This is a genomic window from Pollutimonas thiosulfatoxidans, assembly GCF_004022565.1.
GTDB lineage: Bacteria > Pseudomonadota > Gammaproteobacteria > Burkholderiales > Burkholderiaceae_B > Pusillimonas_D > Pusillimonas_D thiosulfatoxidans.
In genome coordinates, this window is record NZ_CP022987.1 from 71685 (window position 1) to 87919 (window position 16235).

Annotated in this window: 11 protein-coding genes and 1 pseudogene; 7 read left to right on the plus strand and 5 right to left on the minus strand. The window is 61.6% G+C overall.

Annotation, left to right across the window (positions count from 1 at the left end):
* The first annotated feature begins 77 nt into the window (after positions 1–77).
* Genes CKA81_RS00360 through CKA81_RS00365 form a run of 3 tightly spaced genes read left to right on the plus strand, consistent with a single transcriptional unit; the run spans position 78 to position 2794 of the window.
* Positions 78–1256, plus strand: a complete 1179-nt coding sequence (locus tag CKA81_RS00360; protein ID WP_128353516.1) for an acetyl-CoA acetyltransferase — start codon at positions 78–80, stop codon at positions 1254–1256.
* A 6-nt stretch (positions 1257–1262) separates the two neighbouring features.
* The gene (locus CKA81_RS17430; RefSeq protein WP_317135168.1) at positions 1263–1772 is read left to right on the plus strand and encodes an AMP-binding protein; all 510 of its coding nucleotides are present in this window, start codon (positions 1263–1265) and stop codon (positions 1770–1772) included.
* On the plus strand, positions 1724–2794 hold the full coding sequence (locus CKA81_RS00365; RefSeq protein ID WP_317135175.1) for a class I adenylate-forming enzyme family protein: 1071 nt from the start codon (positions 1724–1726) through the stop codon (positions 2792–2794). The genes CKA81_RS17430 and CKA81_RS00365 overlap by 49 nt, the downstream gene beginning before the upstream one ends.
* Positions 2795–2800: 6 nt before the next feature.
* Here CKA81_RS00365 and cueR read toward each other — a convergent pair whose 3' ends face one another.
* The 5 genes from cueR to CKA81_RS00390 form a co-directional block, all read right to left on the minus strand.
* On the minus strand, positions 2801–3208 hold the full coding sequence (gene cueR, locus CKA81_RS00370) for a Cu(I)-responsive transcriptional regulator (RefSeq protein ID WP_128356415.1): 408 nt from the start codon (positions 3206–3208) through the stop codon (positions 2801–2803).
* A gap of 14 nt (positions 3209–3222) precedes the next feature.
* Positions 3223–5727: a heavy metal translocating P-type ATPase gene (locus tag CKA81_RS00375; RefSeq protein WP_128353517.1), complete on the minus strand. Its 2505-nt coding sequence runs from the start codon at positions 5725–5727 to the stop codon at positions 3223–3225.
* 85 nt (positions 5728–5812) lie between these two features.
* On the minus strand, positions 5813–6727 hold the full coding sequence (locus tag CKA81_RS00380) for a cation diffusion facilitator family transporter (protein ID WP_128353518.1): 915 nt from the start codon (positions 6725–6727) through the stop codon (positions 5813–5815).
* A gap of 6 nt (positions 6728–6733) precedes the next feature.
* Positions 6734–8806 carry a methionine--tRNA ligase gene (gene metG, locus CKA81_RS00385; RefSeq protein ID WP_128353519.1) on the minus strand — a complete coding sequence of 691 codons (2073 nt, stop codon included), beginning with the start codon at positions 8804–8806 and terminating at the stop codon, positions 6734–6736.
* 259 nt (positions 8807–9065) lie between these two features.
* Positions 9066–9314 (minus strand): hypothetical protein, encoded by a 249-nt coding sequence (locus tag CKA81_RS00390; protein WP_128353520.1) that lies wholly within the window; start codon positions 9312–9314, stop codon positions 9066–9068.
* A gap of 145 nt (positions 9315–9459) precedes the next feature.
* Between CKA81_RS00390 and apbC the strand changes: the two are divergent.
* The 4 genes and pseudogenes from apbC to dcd all read left to right on the plus strand — a co-directional run.
* Positions 9460–10308, plus strand: a pseudogene (gene apbC, locus CKA81_RS00395) (iron-sulfur cluster carrier protein ApbC); the annotation flags it as partial.
* 4 nt (positions 10309–10312) lie between these two features.
* The gene (locus tag CKA81_RS00400; protein ID WP_128353521.1) at positions 10313–12085 is read left to right on the plus strand and encodes an autotransporter assembly complex protein TamA; all 1773 of its coding nucleotides are present in this window, start codon (positions 10313–10315) and stop codon (positions 12083–12085) included.
* Positions 12086–12087: 2 nt separating this feature from the next.
* On the plus strand, positions 12088–15597 hold the full coding sequence (locus tag CKA81_RS00405) for a translocation/assembly module TamB domain-containing protein (protein ID WP_228255869.1): 3510 nt from the start codon (positions 12088–12090) through the stop codon (positions 15595–15597).
* Between the two features lie 74 nt (positions 15598–15671).
* Positions 15672–16235, plus strand: a complete 564-nt coding sequence (dcd, locus tag CKA81_RS00410; RefSeq protein WP_128353522.1) for a dCTP deaminase — start codon at positions 15672–15674, stop codon at positions 16233–16235.

The following is a 16235-nucleotide window of genomic DNA, read 5'->3' on the forward strand; positions in this document are numbered from 1 at the left end:
TATAAGTACGTGGTTGCACGCATAGACATACGTATCCTAGCCGTCCAACATAGAAATAACAAACGCAAGGAGAAATCATGTCCCCGCATACCGTGTCCATCGTTGGCAGCGGCCATACCAAGTTCGGCCGGCTCGACGCGCTTAATCTGGAAGATCTCATCGTGGCTGCCACGCGCGAAGCCTTGGCCGATGCGCAAATCGACGCCGCAGAAATAGACGCGGTGTATCTGGGGCACTTCAATTCCGGCATGGTGCCGGACGGCTTCGCGTCGTCACTGGTACACCAGGCGTCGCCCGACCTGCGCTTCAAGCCGGCCACCCGCTGCGAAAACGCCTGTGCCTCCGGTGCGGCGGCGCTGTTTGCGGGCATGGCTGCCATACAGGCTGGTCAGGCCGAGGTCGTGTTGGTGGTGGGCGCCGAAAAAATGACGTCCAACAGCACGGCAGATGTCACTCGCGCTCTTGCCGGGGCAGGCTACCAGAACAGCGCCGAAGAACGGGCACTTAGCTTTCCACAGGTTTTTGCCGTTGCAGCGCAGGCTTATACCGAGCGGTATCAAGACCCCTTGCCGGCCATGGCAGCCATTGCCTCCAAGAACCACCACAATGCGCTGGCCAACCCCCTGGCGCACATGCATCGCGAAATGAGCTTCGACGCCTGCAATACGGTTTCCGACAAAAACCCGCTGATCGCGCCGCCGCTACGCTTGTCAGACTGCTCGCTGATTACCGATGGCGCTGCTGCCGTCGTGTTGGTCAGTGCCGCAAGGGCCAAGCAGTTCAAGAAAGAGGTCGCCATACGGGCCGCCGCCCACGTCAGCGATCTTCTCCCCATGTCTTCGCGCGACTTCCTGGCTTTCGAAGGGCCGCAAAAAGCCATGGCGCAGGCACTGCAGCAGGCGGGCATCACGACCGCTGACCTGGACTTCGCCGAGGTGCACGACTGCTTCACCATTGCCGAGCTTCTAATCTACGAAGCCTTGGGCCTGGCGCCCAAGGGGCAGGGCCATCGGGCGCTGGACGACGGCATCGTCGTACGTGGCGGCGCCTTGCCGGTGAACCTTTCTGGTGGCCTGAAGGCCAAGGGTCATCCGGTCGGTGCCACTGGCGTCTCCATGCATGCCATATCGTTCCGCCAGTTAACCGGCCAGGCCGGCGACATGCAGATCGAAGCGCCCAACTTGGGCCTGGTCTTCAACATGGGTGGCACGGGCGTGGCCAACTATGCGAGCGTGCTCGAGGCAAAGCGGGCGTAAGCAGGCATGAACATCGCACAGTGGTTGTATGCGCGTGCGCGCCTCACACCCGATGCACCCGCGCTGTTTCAGGGCAGCACCCTGGTGGCAGATTACGGACAATTTGTGGCCCAGGCCTGCGCATTGGCGCAAAGCCTGAAGCGCGATCACGGCATCCAACCGGGCGATCGCATTGCCCTGTACATGCCTAATCGCACAGAGCTTCTGGTGCTGATGTACGCCGCCTGGTGGGCCGGCGCGGCGGTTGTGCCCATCAACTACAAGCTGCATGCCAAAGAAGCCGCATGGATCGCCGATAATGCGCAAGCCACATTGGTGTTCACTGACGATGGTCGCTCGCTGGGCGACGTCAGCCTGCCGCCAGGCTGCCGCGAGCTCGGTGTAGACACCGCTGCTTTCGCAAGCATGCTGGCAGGCGCGCAAGCACTGATGCCGCCCATGGCGCTGGGGCTGGCACACTGGCCTGGCTGTTCTATACCTCCGGTACCACGGGTCGCCCCAAGGGCGTCATGCTGACGCACGACAACCTGATGGCCATGTCGCTTTGTTATACGGTGGACGTTGACGACGTCAGTCAGGCTGACGCCATCTTGTACGCATCGCCCATGTCGCACGGCGCAGGGCTGTACAACTTTATCTTTGTACGCATGGGCGGCCGGCATGTGGTGCCGGCCACGCGTGGGTTTGATTGTGCCGAGATCCTTGATCTGGCAAAGCGCCTACGTGAAGTATCGATGTTTGCCGCGCCCACCATGGTCAAGCGCTTGGTGGCGGCTGCCAGTGCTGCGGGATCGACCGGCGACGGCATCAAGACCATCGTATGCGGTGGCGCGCCCATGTATGCCGCCGACTTCACCCAGGCGCTCGAAGCCCTGGGGCCGAAGTTCGTGCAAATCTACGGGCAGGGCGAAAGCCCCATGACCATTACCGCCATGCGCCGCGAACTGATCGCCGATCGCAAGCATCCGCAGTGGGACGAGCGCATCGCTTCTGTCGGCACGGCGCAATCGTGTGTCGAACTGCGCATTGTCGACGACAAGCTGCACGATGTGCCGCTGGGCACCCATGGCGAAGTGCTGGTGCGCGGGCATACCGTTATGCAGGGTTACTGGCGCAACAGCAAGGCAACACAGGAAACGCTGGTGGACGGCTGGCTGCGCACGGGCGACATCGGTTACCTGAACGCAGACGGTTTTCTCACGCTTACCGATCGCTCGAAAGACGTGATTATTTCCGGCGGTACCAACATCTACCCGCGCGAAGTCGAAGAAGTGCTTTTGCGCCATCCCGACATCTTCGAGGTGGCCGTGATCGGTAACCCGCATCCCGAGTGGGGCGAGGAAGTCGTTGCTTTCGTGGTCAGCCGCAGTGGACGCACAGTCGACGCTGCGGTTCTCGAAGCCTGGTGCAAGGGCGAAATCGCCTCCTTCAAGAAACCCAAGCGCTATGTGTTTTGCGAAGACCTGCCCAAGAACAGCTACGGAAAAATCCTGAAGACCGAGCTACGAGAAACCGCCAAACAGCAGTTGCTGAAGTAAACGTCTTTAAGCTGCGGTGGTCTCGTCTGGTCGTTCCAGGTTGGCCAGTATCGGGCAGTCCGGCCGCTCGTCGCCGGCGCAGCAATCGATCAGGGTTTGCAGGGTGCCCGTCATTTGCCGCAGCTTGTCGATGCGCTGTTCCAGTTCGGCAATGTGCGCCTGGGCCAGGCGTTTGACGTCGGCGCTCTGCCGCGTCCGATCATTCCATAAGCCCAGCAGGTCGCCGATTTCTGCAACCGAGAAGCCCAGGTCCCGGGCGCGGCGGATGAAATGCAGACGGTGTATGTCTTCCTGCGTATAAAAGCGATAGCCCGACGATTTTCGTTCCGCAGGCGGGATCAGGCCTATTTGCTCGTAGTAACGAATCATCTTGGCTGACACGCCCGAGGCTTTTGATGCTTCACCGATGTTCATGGATATTCTTGCCTTCATGAAACTGCTGCTGATTGGCCCGCCACAGGCGGCCGGAACCCGCGCAGGCGCAAGGCGTTACCCACCACAAACACACTGGACAAAGCCATGGCGCCCGCCGCAAAGATGGGCGAGAGCAGCACGCCGTAAGCCGGGTACAGCACGCCCGCCGCCACGGGGATCAGCGCGGTGTTGTAGGCGAAAGCCCAAAACAAATTCTGCCGAATATTGCCTATGGTCGCCTGAGACAGCGCAATGGCATTGGGCACCCCCAGCAAGCTGCCGGACATCAACACGACATCGGCGGCCTCCATGGCGATGTCGGTGCCTGTGCCTATGGCCAGGCCCACATCGGCTTCCGCCAGTGCCGGAGCGTCATTGATGCCGTCGCCGACGAATGCCACATGGCCATGCTCGGCCTTCAGGCGTCGCACCGCCACGACCTTGCCTTCGGGCAGCACTTCGGCCACCACCTCATCAATACCCAGGCGGGCCGCGATAGCCTTCGCCGTGCGTTCGTTGTCGCCGGTAATCATCGCCACCTTCAAACCCAACTGGTGCAGCGCCGCGATGGCGGCGGCGGTAGTAGGCTTGATGGGGTCCGCTACGGCGACGATGGCGGCCAGGCGTCCGCCTATAGCGGCATACATGGGCGATTTACCTTCATTGCCCAGCCGCTCTGCCGTTGCGGCAAAGGGGCTGACGTCCAGCCCAAGCTCGCGCATATAGCGGTCGGCGCCAACTTCTACACGAAGGCCGTTCACGTTCGCACCCACGCCCATGCCGGTTACCGATGCGAACTGCTCTAGCGGGGGCACCGCGATGCCTTCCTGCTCGGCGGCCTGCACGATGGCGCGCGCGATGGGGTGTTCGGAACGCGATTCCACCGCAGCAATGCTGGCCAGCACGGCGGCCCGCTCGAAGCCATCGGCAACTTCCAGGTCAGTCAGGGCGGGCTTGCCTTCCGTCAGTGTGCCGGTCTTGTCGACGGCGACCACTTTCGCGTCTTTCAGTAGTTGCAGCGCTTCGCCCTTGCGAAACAGCACGCCCAATTCAGCACCACGACCCGTACCGACCATGATGGACGTCGGCGTGGCCAGCCCCATGGCGCAGGGGCAGGCGATGATGAGCACCGCCACCGCATTGACCAGGGCGAAGGTCAAGGCGGGCGAGGGACCAAAGATCAACCAGACCAGGAAAGTAAGCGCCGCTGCGGCCATGACGGCCGGCACGAACCACATGGTGACTTTGTCGACCACGGCCTGGATGGGCAACTTGGAGCCTTGCGCCTGTTCGACCAGACGTATGATTTGCGCCAACACGGTTTGGCCGCCCACGGCAGTGGCCCTGATGGTAAAGGCGCCGGTCTGATTGACCGTGCCCCCGACCACCTGGCTGCCGGCGGACTTCTCGACCGGAATGGGTTCGCCCGTAATCATGGACTCGTCTACATAACTGTGGCCGTCGATGACCTCGCCATCGACTGGCACGCGTTCGCCGGGCCGCAGTTCGATAATGTCGCCCGCCAGGACGTCGTCGATGGGCAGTTCAACGATGCGCCCGTCGCGCGATACTCTTGCGATTCGCGCCTGCAATCCCACCAGGCGGGTGATGGCTTCAGAGGTCCGGCCCTTCGCGCGCGCTTCCAGATACCGGCCCAGCAGGATCAAGGTGACGATGACGGCGGCCGCTTCGTAGTAAACATTAACCGTCCCGGCCGGCAACAGCCCCGGCCAGAATGTTGCGACCACCGAATAGGCGTAGGCGGCCAAAGTGCCGACGGCCACCAGCGAATTCATGTCGGGCGCCAGGCGGAACAAAGCTGGAAAACCATGGGTATAGAATCGTCGGCCAGGGACGGCCAGCACCAGCGTGGTCAGGACGAACTGCAGGATCCAGCTGGCTTGCATGCCTATGCTGCGCTCTACCAGCGCATGCATGGCCGGCACCAGGTGCGATCCCATTTCAATGATGAATACCGGTAGCGTCAGTGCCGTGGCGATAAGCAGGTCGCGCTTCAAGGCGATGCGTTCTGCGTCTTTCCTGAGGGCGGCCTCTTCATCGACGCCTGCTACAGAGTCAGTTATGGGCCGGGCCTTGTATCCGGCAGTTTGCACTGCCGAAACCAGCGCGTCGGTCCCGGCGGTTCCCCGTATCGTCGCCCGCTCGGTTGCCAGGTTGACCGTGGCTTCCGACACGCCGGGCACGGCGAGGAGCGCGCGTTCGACGCGCCCCACGCAAGAGGCGCAGCTCATGCCTTCGACTGCCAGCTCCGTTGGGGCGGCCGGCACTTCGTAGCCGGCTTTCTGAACCGCCTGAATCAAGTCCATGCGATCGACCGGGCCGGCCGTTTGTATATCCGCTCGTTCCGTGGCGAGGTTGACGGCAACCGTGGCCACCCCCGGCACCTTGGCAAGCGCCGCTTCGACTCTGCCTACACAGGATGCGCAGTTCATGCCGACGATGGACAAGGTGATTGCTGCCGCGTCGGGGCGATCGCGGTCTTGGAGTGACACGCTCATGATGGTTTCCTGGGATGTAGTTGGAACATAGTCCACAGCTTAAACCTTGCCATGATGGGAAGGTCAAGCGGCAAGCGCGTTGCGGCTAGTCGGTAAGCTGTCCGCCGGCACGCACCGGTACCCGGACCGGATCGAAATGTGTCATCACATCCAGCACAGGCTCGTGCTGCATCACCCGCTTGCGGGCTTCGGTGGCGATGGCGTGCCCCTGGGCAATGGTCAACGTACCGTCCATTTCCAGGTCTACCTCCACCCAGATCATGTCGCCCAGCTTGCGGGTTTTCAGGCCATGCAAGCCATATACGCCGGGCGTGGACAGCAGATGGGCCCGTATGCGCCCCTCGGTTTTTTCGTCGACGGCGGAGTCCATCAGATCGTTGAAAGACGAAAAGAAAAACTTCCAGCCCATGCGGGCGATCATCAGGCCCACGATCAACGCGGCCAGTGGGTCGGCCAAGTGAAAGCCAGCCAGATTGGCCACGATGCCCACCGCCACCACCAGCGAGGACGCGGCGTCCGAGCGCGCATGCCAGGCGTTGGCGGCCAGCATGGTCGAACGCACGCGCTGGGCCACCCGCAGCAAATAGCGGAACAGCACCTCTTTGCATAGCAGGGCAAACAGTGCCACCACCAGTGCGGCGCTGTGCACCTCCGGAATGGCGCCGGGGTTTTGCAGTTTGGTGAAACTCGCCCATAGCATGCCTATGCCTACGGACAGCAGCAAGGCGCCCACGGCCAGGGATGCGGCGGTTTCGAAGCGCCGATGCCCATAGGGATGATCCGCGTCCGGTGCCTTCATGCTGTGTTTGTTGGCCACCAGCACTACGCCGTCGGACAGCAGGTCGGACAACGAGTGCACGGCGTCGGCTACCAACGCTTGCGAGTGCGCAAACAAGCCGACGGCCAGTTGCAAGGCCGTTAATACGATGTTGACGGCGATGCTGACCAGGGTGCTGCGATGCCCCGCAGCCTGGCGGACCGGGTCGGCGTGCGTAGGCATGCAGGCCTAGCTGATGCGCATGCCGGGCTGGGCGCCCGGCCATGGCTCAAGTATGTAGATGCCGGCGTCGGTCTTCTCGTCGTTGTGGCTGGCGGCCAGCACCATGCCCTCCGAAATGCCGAAGCGCATCTTGCGCGGTGCCAGGTTGGCCACCAGGACAGTCAGCTTGCCGACGAGGTCGGCCGGTGCGTAGCTGGACTTGATGCCGGAGAACACCTGACGGTGCCGGCCTTCGCCCACATCCAGCGACAGGCGCAGCAACTTGTCGGAGCCTTCGACTTCCTGGCAATCGACGATTTGCGCGATGCGCAGGTCTATCTTGCCGAAGTCCTTGATATCGATAGTGTCGGCGATGGGCTCGCCGCCCGGGGTGACCACGGGCTCGGCGGGTGGTTCGAACAGATCGTCCAGCATTTTCGGCTCCACACGTTGCATCAGGTGCTTGAAGGGGGCGATGCTTACCGGCAGTTGGCTGGCATCAGCCCACACGAAGGCGTCCGATGCGCCGAATAGTTCGCGGGCCACCTGGTCGGTCAGCGCCGGAAGAACCGGTGCCAGCATGACGGACAAGGCCTTGAATCCGGCCAGGGCGCGCGAGCAGACGTTTTGCAGCGCTTGCTTCTGCTCGTCAGTGGCAGTGGCGATGCCCTTGGCCATGATCCATGGCTGGGCGGTGTCGAAGGCCTGGTTGATGTGGTCGGCATGCGCCATGATCTGACGGATGGCGCGACCGTATTCGCGACTTTCAAAGTCGGCACGCACCTTGTCGGTAACCTGTTGCAGCTCGGCCTGCAGGGCAGCGGTGTCGCCCTGGTATGCCAGCTGGCCGTCAAAATGCTTGCTGATGAAGTTTGCAGCCCGGCTGGCGATGTTGACGTACTTGCCGATAAGGTCGCTGTTGACGCGCGCAACGAAGTCGTCCGGGTTGAAGTCCAGGTCTTCCACGTGGGAGTTCAACTTGGCGGCAATGTAATAGCGCATCCACTCGGGATTCATGCCGATATCCAGGTAGCGCAAGGGCGAGATCCCCGTGCCTCGGCTCTTGGACATTTTCTCGCCGCTGACGGTAATGAAGCCGTGTACGTGCAGGGCGTCGGGCGTCTTGCGGCCGGAGAACTTCAGCATGGCGGGCCAGAACAGGGCGTGGAAGTACACGATGTCCTTGCCGATGAAGTGCATCTGCTCGGTGTCGCTGTCTGGGGCAAGCAAGGCGTCAAAATCTATACCCTGCTTGTCGCAATAGGCCTTGAGCGAGGCCAGGTAGCCCACGGGCGCGTCCAGCCACACATAAAAGAATTTGCCCGGTGCGTCCGGTATGGGGATGCCGAAGTAGGGCTCATCGCGCGAAATATCCCAGTCGTTCAGGCTGGCTTCGCTGTCGGCCGTGCCGGTGCCCAGCCATTCGCGTGTCTTGGCCAGCACTTCGGACTGCAAACGCTTGTTGCCGCTGGCATTGCTGCCGGTGGTCCATTCTTGCAGAAACTGGACGCAGCGCGGGTCGGAAAGCCTGAAGAAGAAATGTTCGGATTCCTTCAGTACAGGTCGTGCTTTGGACAGCGTAGAGTAAGGGTCGATCAGTTCGGTAGGCGCATACACGGCCCCGCAGGATTCACACGAATCGCCGTATTGTTCCTTGGCGTGGCAGGTCGGGCACTCGCCCTTGATATAGCGGTCAGGCAGGAACATGCCTTTGACCGGATCGTAAAACTGCTCGATGGTGCGCATGTCGATGAAGCCGGCGGCCTTCAGGCGGCGGTAAATATCTTGCGACAAGCTGACGTTTTCGGGTGTATCGGTCGAGTGCCAGTGATCAAAACGGATGTGAAAACCGTTCAGGTATTGCGGCCGCTCGTTGGCGTATCGGGCGACGAGCTCTTGCGGCGTGATGCCTTCGCTTTCCGCCTTCAACATGATGGGCGCGCCGTGCGCGTCGTCGGCGCCGACGAAATGTACCGTGTGCCCGGCCATGCGCATCGAGCGCACCCAGATATCAGCCTGGATGTATTCCATGATGTGGCCAATGTGAAAAGATCCATTGGCGTAGGGCAGGGCGGTGGTAACAAAAATCGTGCGCGACATGTATAGGGGGAAGAGAAAAGAGTGAAAAATCAGAAGCAAGGGCTGATTTTAGGGCTTTCGCGGGGATTATGCAGAACGACCCAGGATAGCAGGCCGAATCAAAACAAGCGGGGCGCGCCGCGCAAGCCTAACCCCATGTTGAAGGCCAACATGGCAGTCAGTGAGCAAGTGTTAAGTTTGGTTAGCGGTTCTTGCCGAGGGCTGACGGCACCGCACCAGCGGCGTATCTGAGGACCAAGCTGCTGTTAGTGGCCCCGACCTAAGGGATCTCGCGCATCTCGATGTCGGTTACGTCTTTGTTTTTAAAGACTGTTTTCGAGCCGGTGGATGCGCGGCGCTCTTCCCAGTAAGCCTTTACCCCGAATGGGCGACCCTTGATGCGAGCCACCACATACAGGATGGCGACCGCAATAGCGGTAGACACCATGAAGATCAGGGCCATCGCCATGCCGAAAACGGCCAGGACAAGAAAGAGGATGCCACGGATAATTTGATTAAATGTATTCATATGATTACGTAGACCCCTAATAGGGGAAATAATTCCCTGGACCCGGTGATCCGCTATTCTTGAGGGGCCGAGTACGTAAATACCACTGTACCCTCCGGCTACCCATTACACAATGCCGTCTTTTGAAGAACTGTACATGAATACTAATATAGCGACCCATGCTGTCCAGCCCGGCCTTAAGCCTATGGCCAATGTGCGTAATATTATTGCGGTGGCCTCGGGCAAGGGGGGCGTCGGGAAAAGCACGACTTCCGTCAACCTGGCCCTGGCGCTGTCCAGCCTGGGCGCCAGCGTAGGTTTGCTGGACGCCGATATCTACGGCCCCAGCGTGCCCATCATGCTGGGTCTGTCGGGCAAGCCCAAAAGCCTGGACGGCAAGACCATGCAGCCCCTGGTAGGACATGGCTTGCAGGCGAACTCCATAGGTTTTCTTATCGACGAAGACGCCCCTGCTATTTGGCGGGGCCCCATGGTTACCCAGGCGCTTACGCAACTGCTTACGCAGACCAACTGGAACGATCTGGACTATCTGATCGTCGACATGCCACCCGGTACAGGCGACATCGCCCTGACCATGGCACAAAAAGTGCCCCTTACCGGCGCCATCATCGTGACCACGCCTCAAGACCTGGCATTGGCCGATGCGCGCAAGGGCTTGCGTATGTTCGAAAAAGTCCATGTTCCGGTGTTGGGCATCGTGGAGAACATGTCGGTGCATGTGTGTTCGAACTGCGGCCACGCCGAGCCGATATTCGGCGAAAACGGCGGGCGCAGGATGTCGGACGAGTTCAAGGTGCCATGGCTGGGAGCGCTGCCGCTGCAATTAAGCATCCGCGAGCAAACCGACTCTGGCACCCCTACGGTGGTCGCCGACCCCGATGGCGATGCTGCTCGGGCCTACCTGGAAATTGCCCGCAAGCTCGCCGCTCAAGTGGCGGCCTTGCCACTGGACATGTCGGGCAAGGCGCCCACGGTCGTGGCGCGGAAGACCTGAGCGCATGCGCACTGGCCTCGTCTGTTTGATGATTTTATGCAGCCTGGCCTCCAAAGCCGGCGCTGCGCCGCCCGAGGTCATTATCGACCCGGGGGGCGTGCCGCCTGAAGCCCTGCAGTCCATCATTGGTGCCGTCGACGCCATTACGCGCCTGGCCGAAGACCAGGATGGCGGAGAACTTACCCGCTTGCGTCGACGCGCTTACGAGGCGACATTGTCGGCCCTGGAAACGCAGGGATATTATTCGCCTACAGTGACATTGGAAGTAGGTGAGGACTTTGCCGGCGAGACCTGGGACATCATTATCGAACCCGGCAAGCTCACCCATGTCGACCAGGTCGACCTGCATTTCAAGGGGCGGGTTGCCGAACCGGAGTTCACGGGGCGAGTCGCAGCGCTGAAGGATCAGTGGCCGCTGAACAAAGACATGCCCTTTATCAACGAGTCCTGGAACAGGGCCAAGTCGACATTGCTGGACGATATCAGTCGTCAGGATTTTTATTTTGCACGCCTGACACACACGCAGGCCACGGTACGGGCCGCCGATGCGCAGGCCGACCTGCTGGTAGAGGTCGACAGCGGGCCGCGTGTGCGTCTCGGAGAAGTGCAGTTGGTGGGCTTGAAGCGGGTGCCCCCCAAGCTGATTCACCGCTATGTCCAGTACACGCCCGGCGATCCCTACGACCAGGATTTGCTGGATGAATGGCAGCAAGGCCTGCAGGCGACGGCGTTTTTCCGCGGCGCCTTTGTCACGCTGAATCAAGACGAATCTGAACAGAAGGTGCTGCCCAATGGCGACGTCGAGTTGCCCGTGCGGGTGCAGGTCTCGGAGGCCCCCGCGCGGCGCGTGACGACATCCATCGGCGTGGACAGCGACCACGGCCTGCGGCTGGAGGGCCTGTATCGGCAAAATGTCGTGTTTGGCCAGCCTGTGTGGATAGAGACCGGCGCGGGTATCGACAAGAACCGCGAGCGCGCTTTCTTTGACGTACATCTGCCTCCGACCCGCAGCGGCTACCACGACAGCGTCGGCGTGCTGTATGAGCATTCCGATATTGAAGGTCTGGACAACAGAAGGGTGGGCCTGGGCTGGAAGCGGCATCAGCAGCGCAAGGCGGCTGGCGACAGCCGGGTCGAATACGAAACGCAATGGGGCCTGATAGCCGCTCACGACAAGACGCGCATTGCGGGCGCCCCCGGTTTTGAGGTGCCGACACTGGTGGGCACCTGGCAGTGGTTGCGACGCGATGTGGACAGCAAGTACGATCCGCGCGAGGGCCATCTGTTGGACTTCGGGGTGGGGGCGGGCGTTACGCTGGACAAGCGCGAGCCTTTCTATCGCAGCAGCTTGCGCGCGCAGCAGTGGTGGCCGGTGGGCGACCGCGATGTATTGACCTTGCGAGCCGAAGTGGGCAAGGTATGGTCCAACACCGACCGCTTGCCACAGGATTTTGGCTATCGTACCGGCGGGGCGCGCTCCATACGCGGCTACAAGTATCAAAGCATAGGGCTGCCGCGCGGCGAGGCCATCGTGGGTGCGCCGGCCCTGGCAGTGGCCAGTGTTGAATACACACACTATTTCACCGATATGCTGGGCATGAACTTCTTTGTCGATGCCGGCGATGCCGCAGCGTCTTTCGCCGCCATGGATTTCGCCCTGGGCTATGGCGTGGGGATGGCGGTGCGCACCCCGGCCGGCCCCTTCTTTGTCGACGTGGCCTATGGCCAACGCGACAAGCGCCTGCGTCTGCACTTCTCTTTGGGTATTGCGTTTTGAGCATGCTGCTGGGCTTCTTGCGTCGACTGTTGGTCTGGGTTGGCCCGCTGATTATTCTGCTGGTCATGGTGCTGTCCGGTTTCTCGTACTGGGTGCTGGACACGCAGGCCGGCACCCGCTGGGCCTTGATCACGGCGGCCGAGCAACTGGATGGCCGCGTCGCGGGCATATCGGGCACGATCTGGGAAGGCGTGCGGGTCGATAGCTTGTCGATATCGCTGCCCACGGCAGAGGTCGATATGCGTGGCATTTACCTGCGCGCCAACTGGCGTGAGCTTTTCGACACGCGCCTGCATATTGCGGAGCTGTCGGCAAACTCCGCCAGCGTGAACCTGTTGTCCGGTCCGGAAGACGACAGCCCCTCAGAACCTTTCCAGATTCCCGCACTGCCGGTGCAGGTGGCGGTGGACAGGCTGGCGTTGGGTGAGCTTCAGCTTAGCCAGGACGGTGTGGCGCTGCCGATGCGGCTGCACGACCTGGTCACGGCGGTCAGCGTGGACGAAGCGGGCGGGCAACTCGTTTTGCAAACTGCAGAGCTGGAACACGAAGCGATGCAAGTCACGCTGGAAGGCGAATTGAAACTGCTGGCCCTGCGCGAGCCATGGCCACTGCAGGGAAGGCTGACGACCAAGGCCACCGGGGTGACGGAAGACTCGCCCCTGTGTGCGCGGCGCTATCTGGCGACTTTGCCGATCGATGAAACGGCCGCACCATGCACCTTGGAGATCGATACGCAGCTGGATGGCAATCTGGATAATCTGCATGTGTTATTGAACGGCGCGGGCCAGGGCATGAGCCTGGACGCCGAACTGCACCTTACGCCCCAGGCCGGCTTCCCGCTTAAGGATGCCGTGGTGGCGCTGAACCTGGCCGATGGTTCGTCGCTGCAAGGCAAGCTGGACTGGTCCACCACCTTGCCGGATGCCCTGGTGCAGGACCACGTGGTGGGCAGCTTGCGGATGGAAAAGCTTAACGTGGGCCAGTTGGTGGGTGCAGCCATACCGCCAGCCGTCCTCACGATGGACGCCGATTTTGATGTGCGCTTGCGCGATCACAGCGTGTTGGAGTCCGCCGATATTGCGCTGGCCGTTGCCGAAGGCTCGCGCTGGAACGAGCAGCCGCTGGCGGGTCATTTGAAGACTCAAGTGGCCAATGCGCAGGCAGTCGAGTGGTGGCGCGGCTTGCAACTGGCGGCGATCGACATGGACCTGACGCTGGGCAAGAACCATTTGAAGGCCAGCGGGGCGCTGGGTGCTGCCGACAGTGCCATAGTGCTTGATCTGTCTGCGCCGGTACTGGCTGCATTCTGGCCCGATCTTGCCGGATCGGCCCAGCTTAGCGGGAAAGCATCGGGTACGCTGGCGCAGCACCGGGCCGACCTGCGTGCGGAATATGTGCCAGCCGACAGCACGCCGCAAAAGGTTGGCAGCGCGCCGGCCAGTGTGCATGTCGTGCTGGATGGCGGCTGGGGGCTGGGCAGTGGCGAACAAGCTACCCAGGAAGGCTGGCGCGGTACGGTCCAGCAGTTGGAGCTCGAGCATGCGGGACTGGGCGCCAATACGGGCGCGCCGGTACAGGTGAGCTTCCTGCCGGGCGCGCAGGCGCCGCAGTGGCAATGGCAGGTGGGCGCCACGACGCTGCAGGCAGAATTGTCTGAGCAGCCTTTGTTTACCTTGAACCACCGCGGTTCGCGCGGCGGGGCCGGCCGCTGGGAAACCGAAGGCGCCATTGCGCAACTGCCGCTTTCGCCCCGCTTGGTGAAGCAACTGCGTGCCAGGTTGGACCCGCAGTTCGATGATGAAAAGGAACGCGGCGGCGTAAAGATCATGGCGGACCAGGGCAAGGACGTGTCCGCCATCGTCCTGGCTGTGGACTGGAACCTGAAATTCGCCGGCGCCTTGACGGGGCGGGTGGGCATAGATCATGTCTCGGGCGATGTCATGGTGCCCGCAGAGCCGGCCTTCCCCCTGGGCTTGCGCACCCTTGGCCTGGATATCGAAGCCGTCGCCGCGGGCGCGGCAACGAGCAAGATCACGGCACTACTGAAACTGGATACCGAGCGCATGGGCCAGGCGTCCGCCACTGCCAGTACCCTGCTGCATGCCACCGCAGGTGGCGGCCTGTATCTGGAGCCGCGGGACGCCAAGACGGTCGATATAGACGCCAACATCCGCGACCTGGGCTGGACCAGCCTGTTCCTGGACGACACCATGGAGCTGGGCGGTGAGGTGCAGGCTGCCGTGCGGCTGCAGAGCCGCCCCGACGGCACCTGGAACAGCAGCGGCGATATCAAGGGCAAGGGCATCCGCGTGATCCGCATCGACGATGGCGTACGGCTGTTGGATGGCACGCTGTCGGCGCGCCTGGATGGCGAGCGCCTGATCCTGGACGAGCTGCGCTTCCCGGCCTTGTTGCGAGTAACACCGCAGGAATGGCGCACGGCCGAATGGGTCAGCAGCAATCCTGATGCGAAGGGCGGCAGCCTGACACTGACCGGCGATTGGAATTTGTTCGAATCGACAGGGGTGGTCGATATGGTGCTGCATCGCTACCCCATCGTGCAGCGCTCTGATCGCTACGCCATGGTCAGCGGCACGCTGCGCCTGGCGGCCGAACTGCCGCGCATCGCCATCAAGGGCGAGATCGTGGCCGACGCGGGATGGATCGATCTGGACATGTTGAGCAGCGTTCCGACTGTGGACGGTGATGTGGTGGTGATCCGGCCGGGCGATGTGCAGCGCGAGGTCCAGACGCCCATGGATGTTTCCATGGACCTCACTGTGGATCTGGGGCCGCGCTTTTATCTGACGGGCTATGGAGTCAACTCCGGACTGGTGGGCAGCCTTCATATCATGATGACGGGAGGCAAGCTGACGGCGGTGGGAGCCTTGCGCACTCGCGGCGGCGCCATCGAAGCCTATGGCCAGCGCCTGCAGCTGCGGCGCGGTACCATCACCTTCCAGGGCGACATTGCCAGCCCCGTCCTGGATATCGAGGCCTTGCGCACCGGATTGGCCGTGGAAGCCGGGGTAAAAGTCGCCGGCACGGCAAAGCGCCCGCGTATTGATCTGGTGTCGTATCCCGCGGTCAGCGAGATCGAGAAGCTTTCGTGGCTGCTGCTGGGGCATGGCCCCAACGACTCTGGGGGCGATATCGGATTGCTGTTCTCGGTGGGCACCTCGTTCCTGGGCAGCGGTGAACCGTTCTACCGCAAGTTCGGTATCGACGAAGTCAGCATGCGCTCTGGCGACCTGGGCGCGGCGGGCAGTATATTGCCGGCCGAAAGCGTGGTCAGCGGCCTGGACAGCGGCACCAGCGATATCGAGCGCCGCTTCGTCAACGTCAGCAAATCGTTGTCCCGCGGCTTTACGGTCAGCGTCCAGCAAGCTTTGGCCGATACGGGCACCGTAGGCCGTATCAGCTATCGTTTGGCCCGGGGCCTGACTGCCGAACTGACGGCAGGTACGGTCAATGGCTTGGCACTGGTTTACCGCTGGTTTTCACGCGATTGATCTTTTTGTGGCCCTGGACGGCGCGCGAGCGCACAGGGGGATAAAATACGCGCCAATGTTATAAGGTTAGGGCTATGAGCATAAAGAATGACAGGTGGATTCGGACCGCTTCCGAAGGCGGGATGATAGAACCTTTCGAGCCGGGCCAGGTTCGCTCGGTCGATGGCAAACGCATCGTAAGCTATGGCACCAGCAGCTACGGCTACGACGTGCGCTGCGCGAACGAGTTCAAGATTTTTACCAACATCAATTCCACCATCGTCGATCCCAAGGCATTCGACGAAAAGTCCTTTGTGGACTTCCACGGTGACGTGTGCATTATTCCGCCCAACTCATTTGCCTTGGCCCGCACCGTAGAATATTTTCGTATTCCGCGCAGCGTGCTGACCATATGCCTGGGCAAAAGCACCTATGCCCGCTGCGGCATCATCGTCAACGTAACGCCACTGGAACCCGAATGGGAAGGCCACGTTACGCTGGAATTTTCCAACACCACGCCTTTGCCGGCCAAGATTTACGCCGGCGAAGGTTGCGCGCAGATGTTGTTCTTTGAAAGCGACGAGGAATGCGAAGTTTCCTACCGCGATCGGGGCGGCAAATATCAGGGCCAACGCGGCGTTACCTTGCCGCGTACCTAG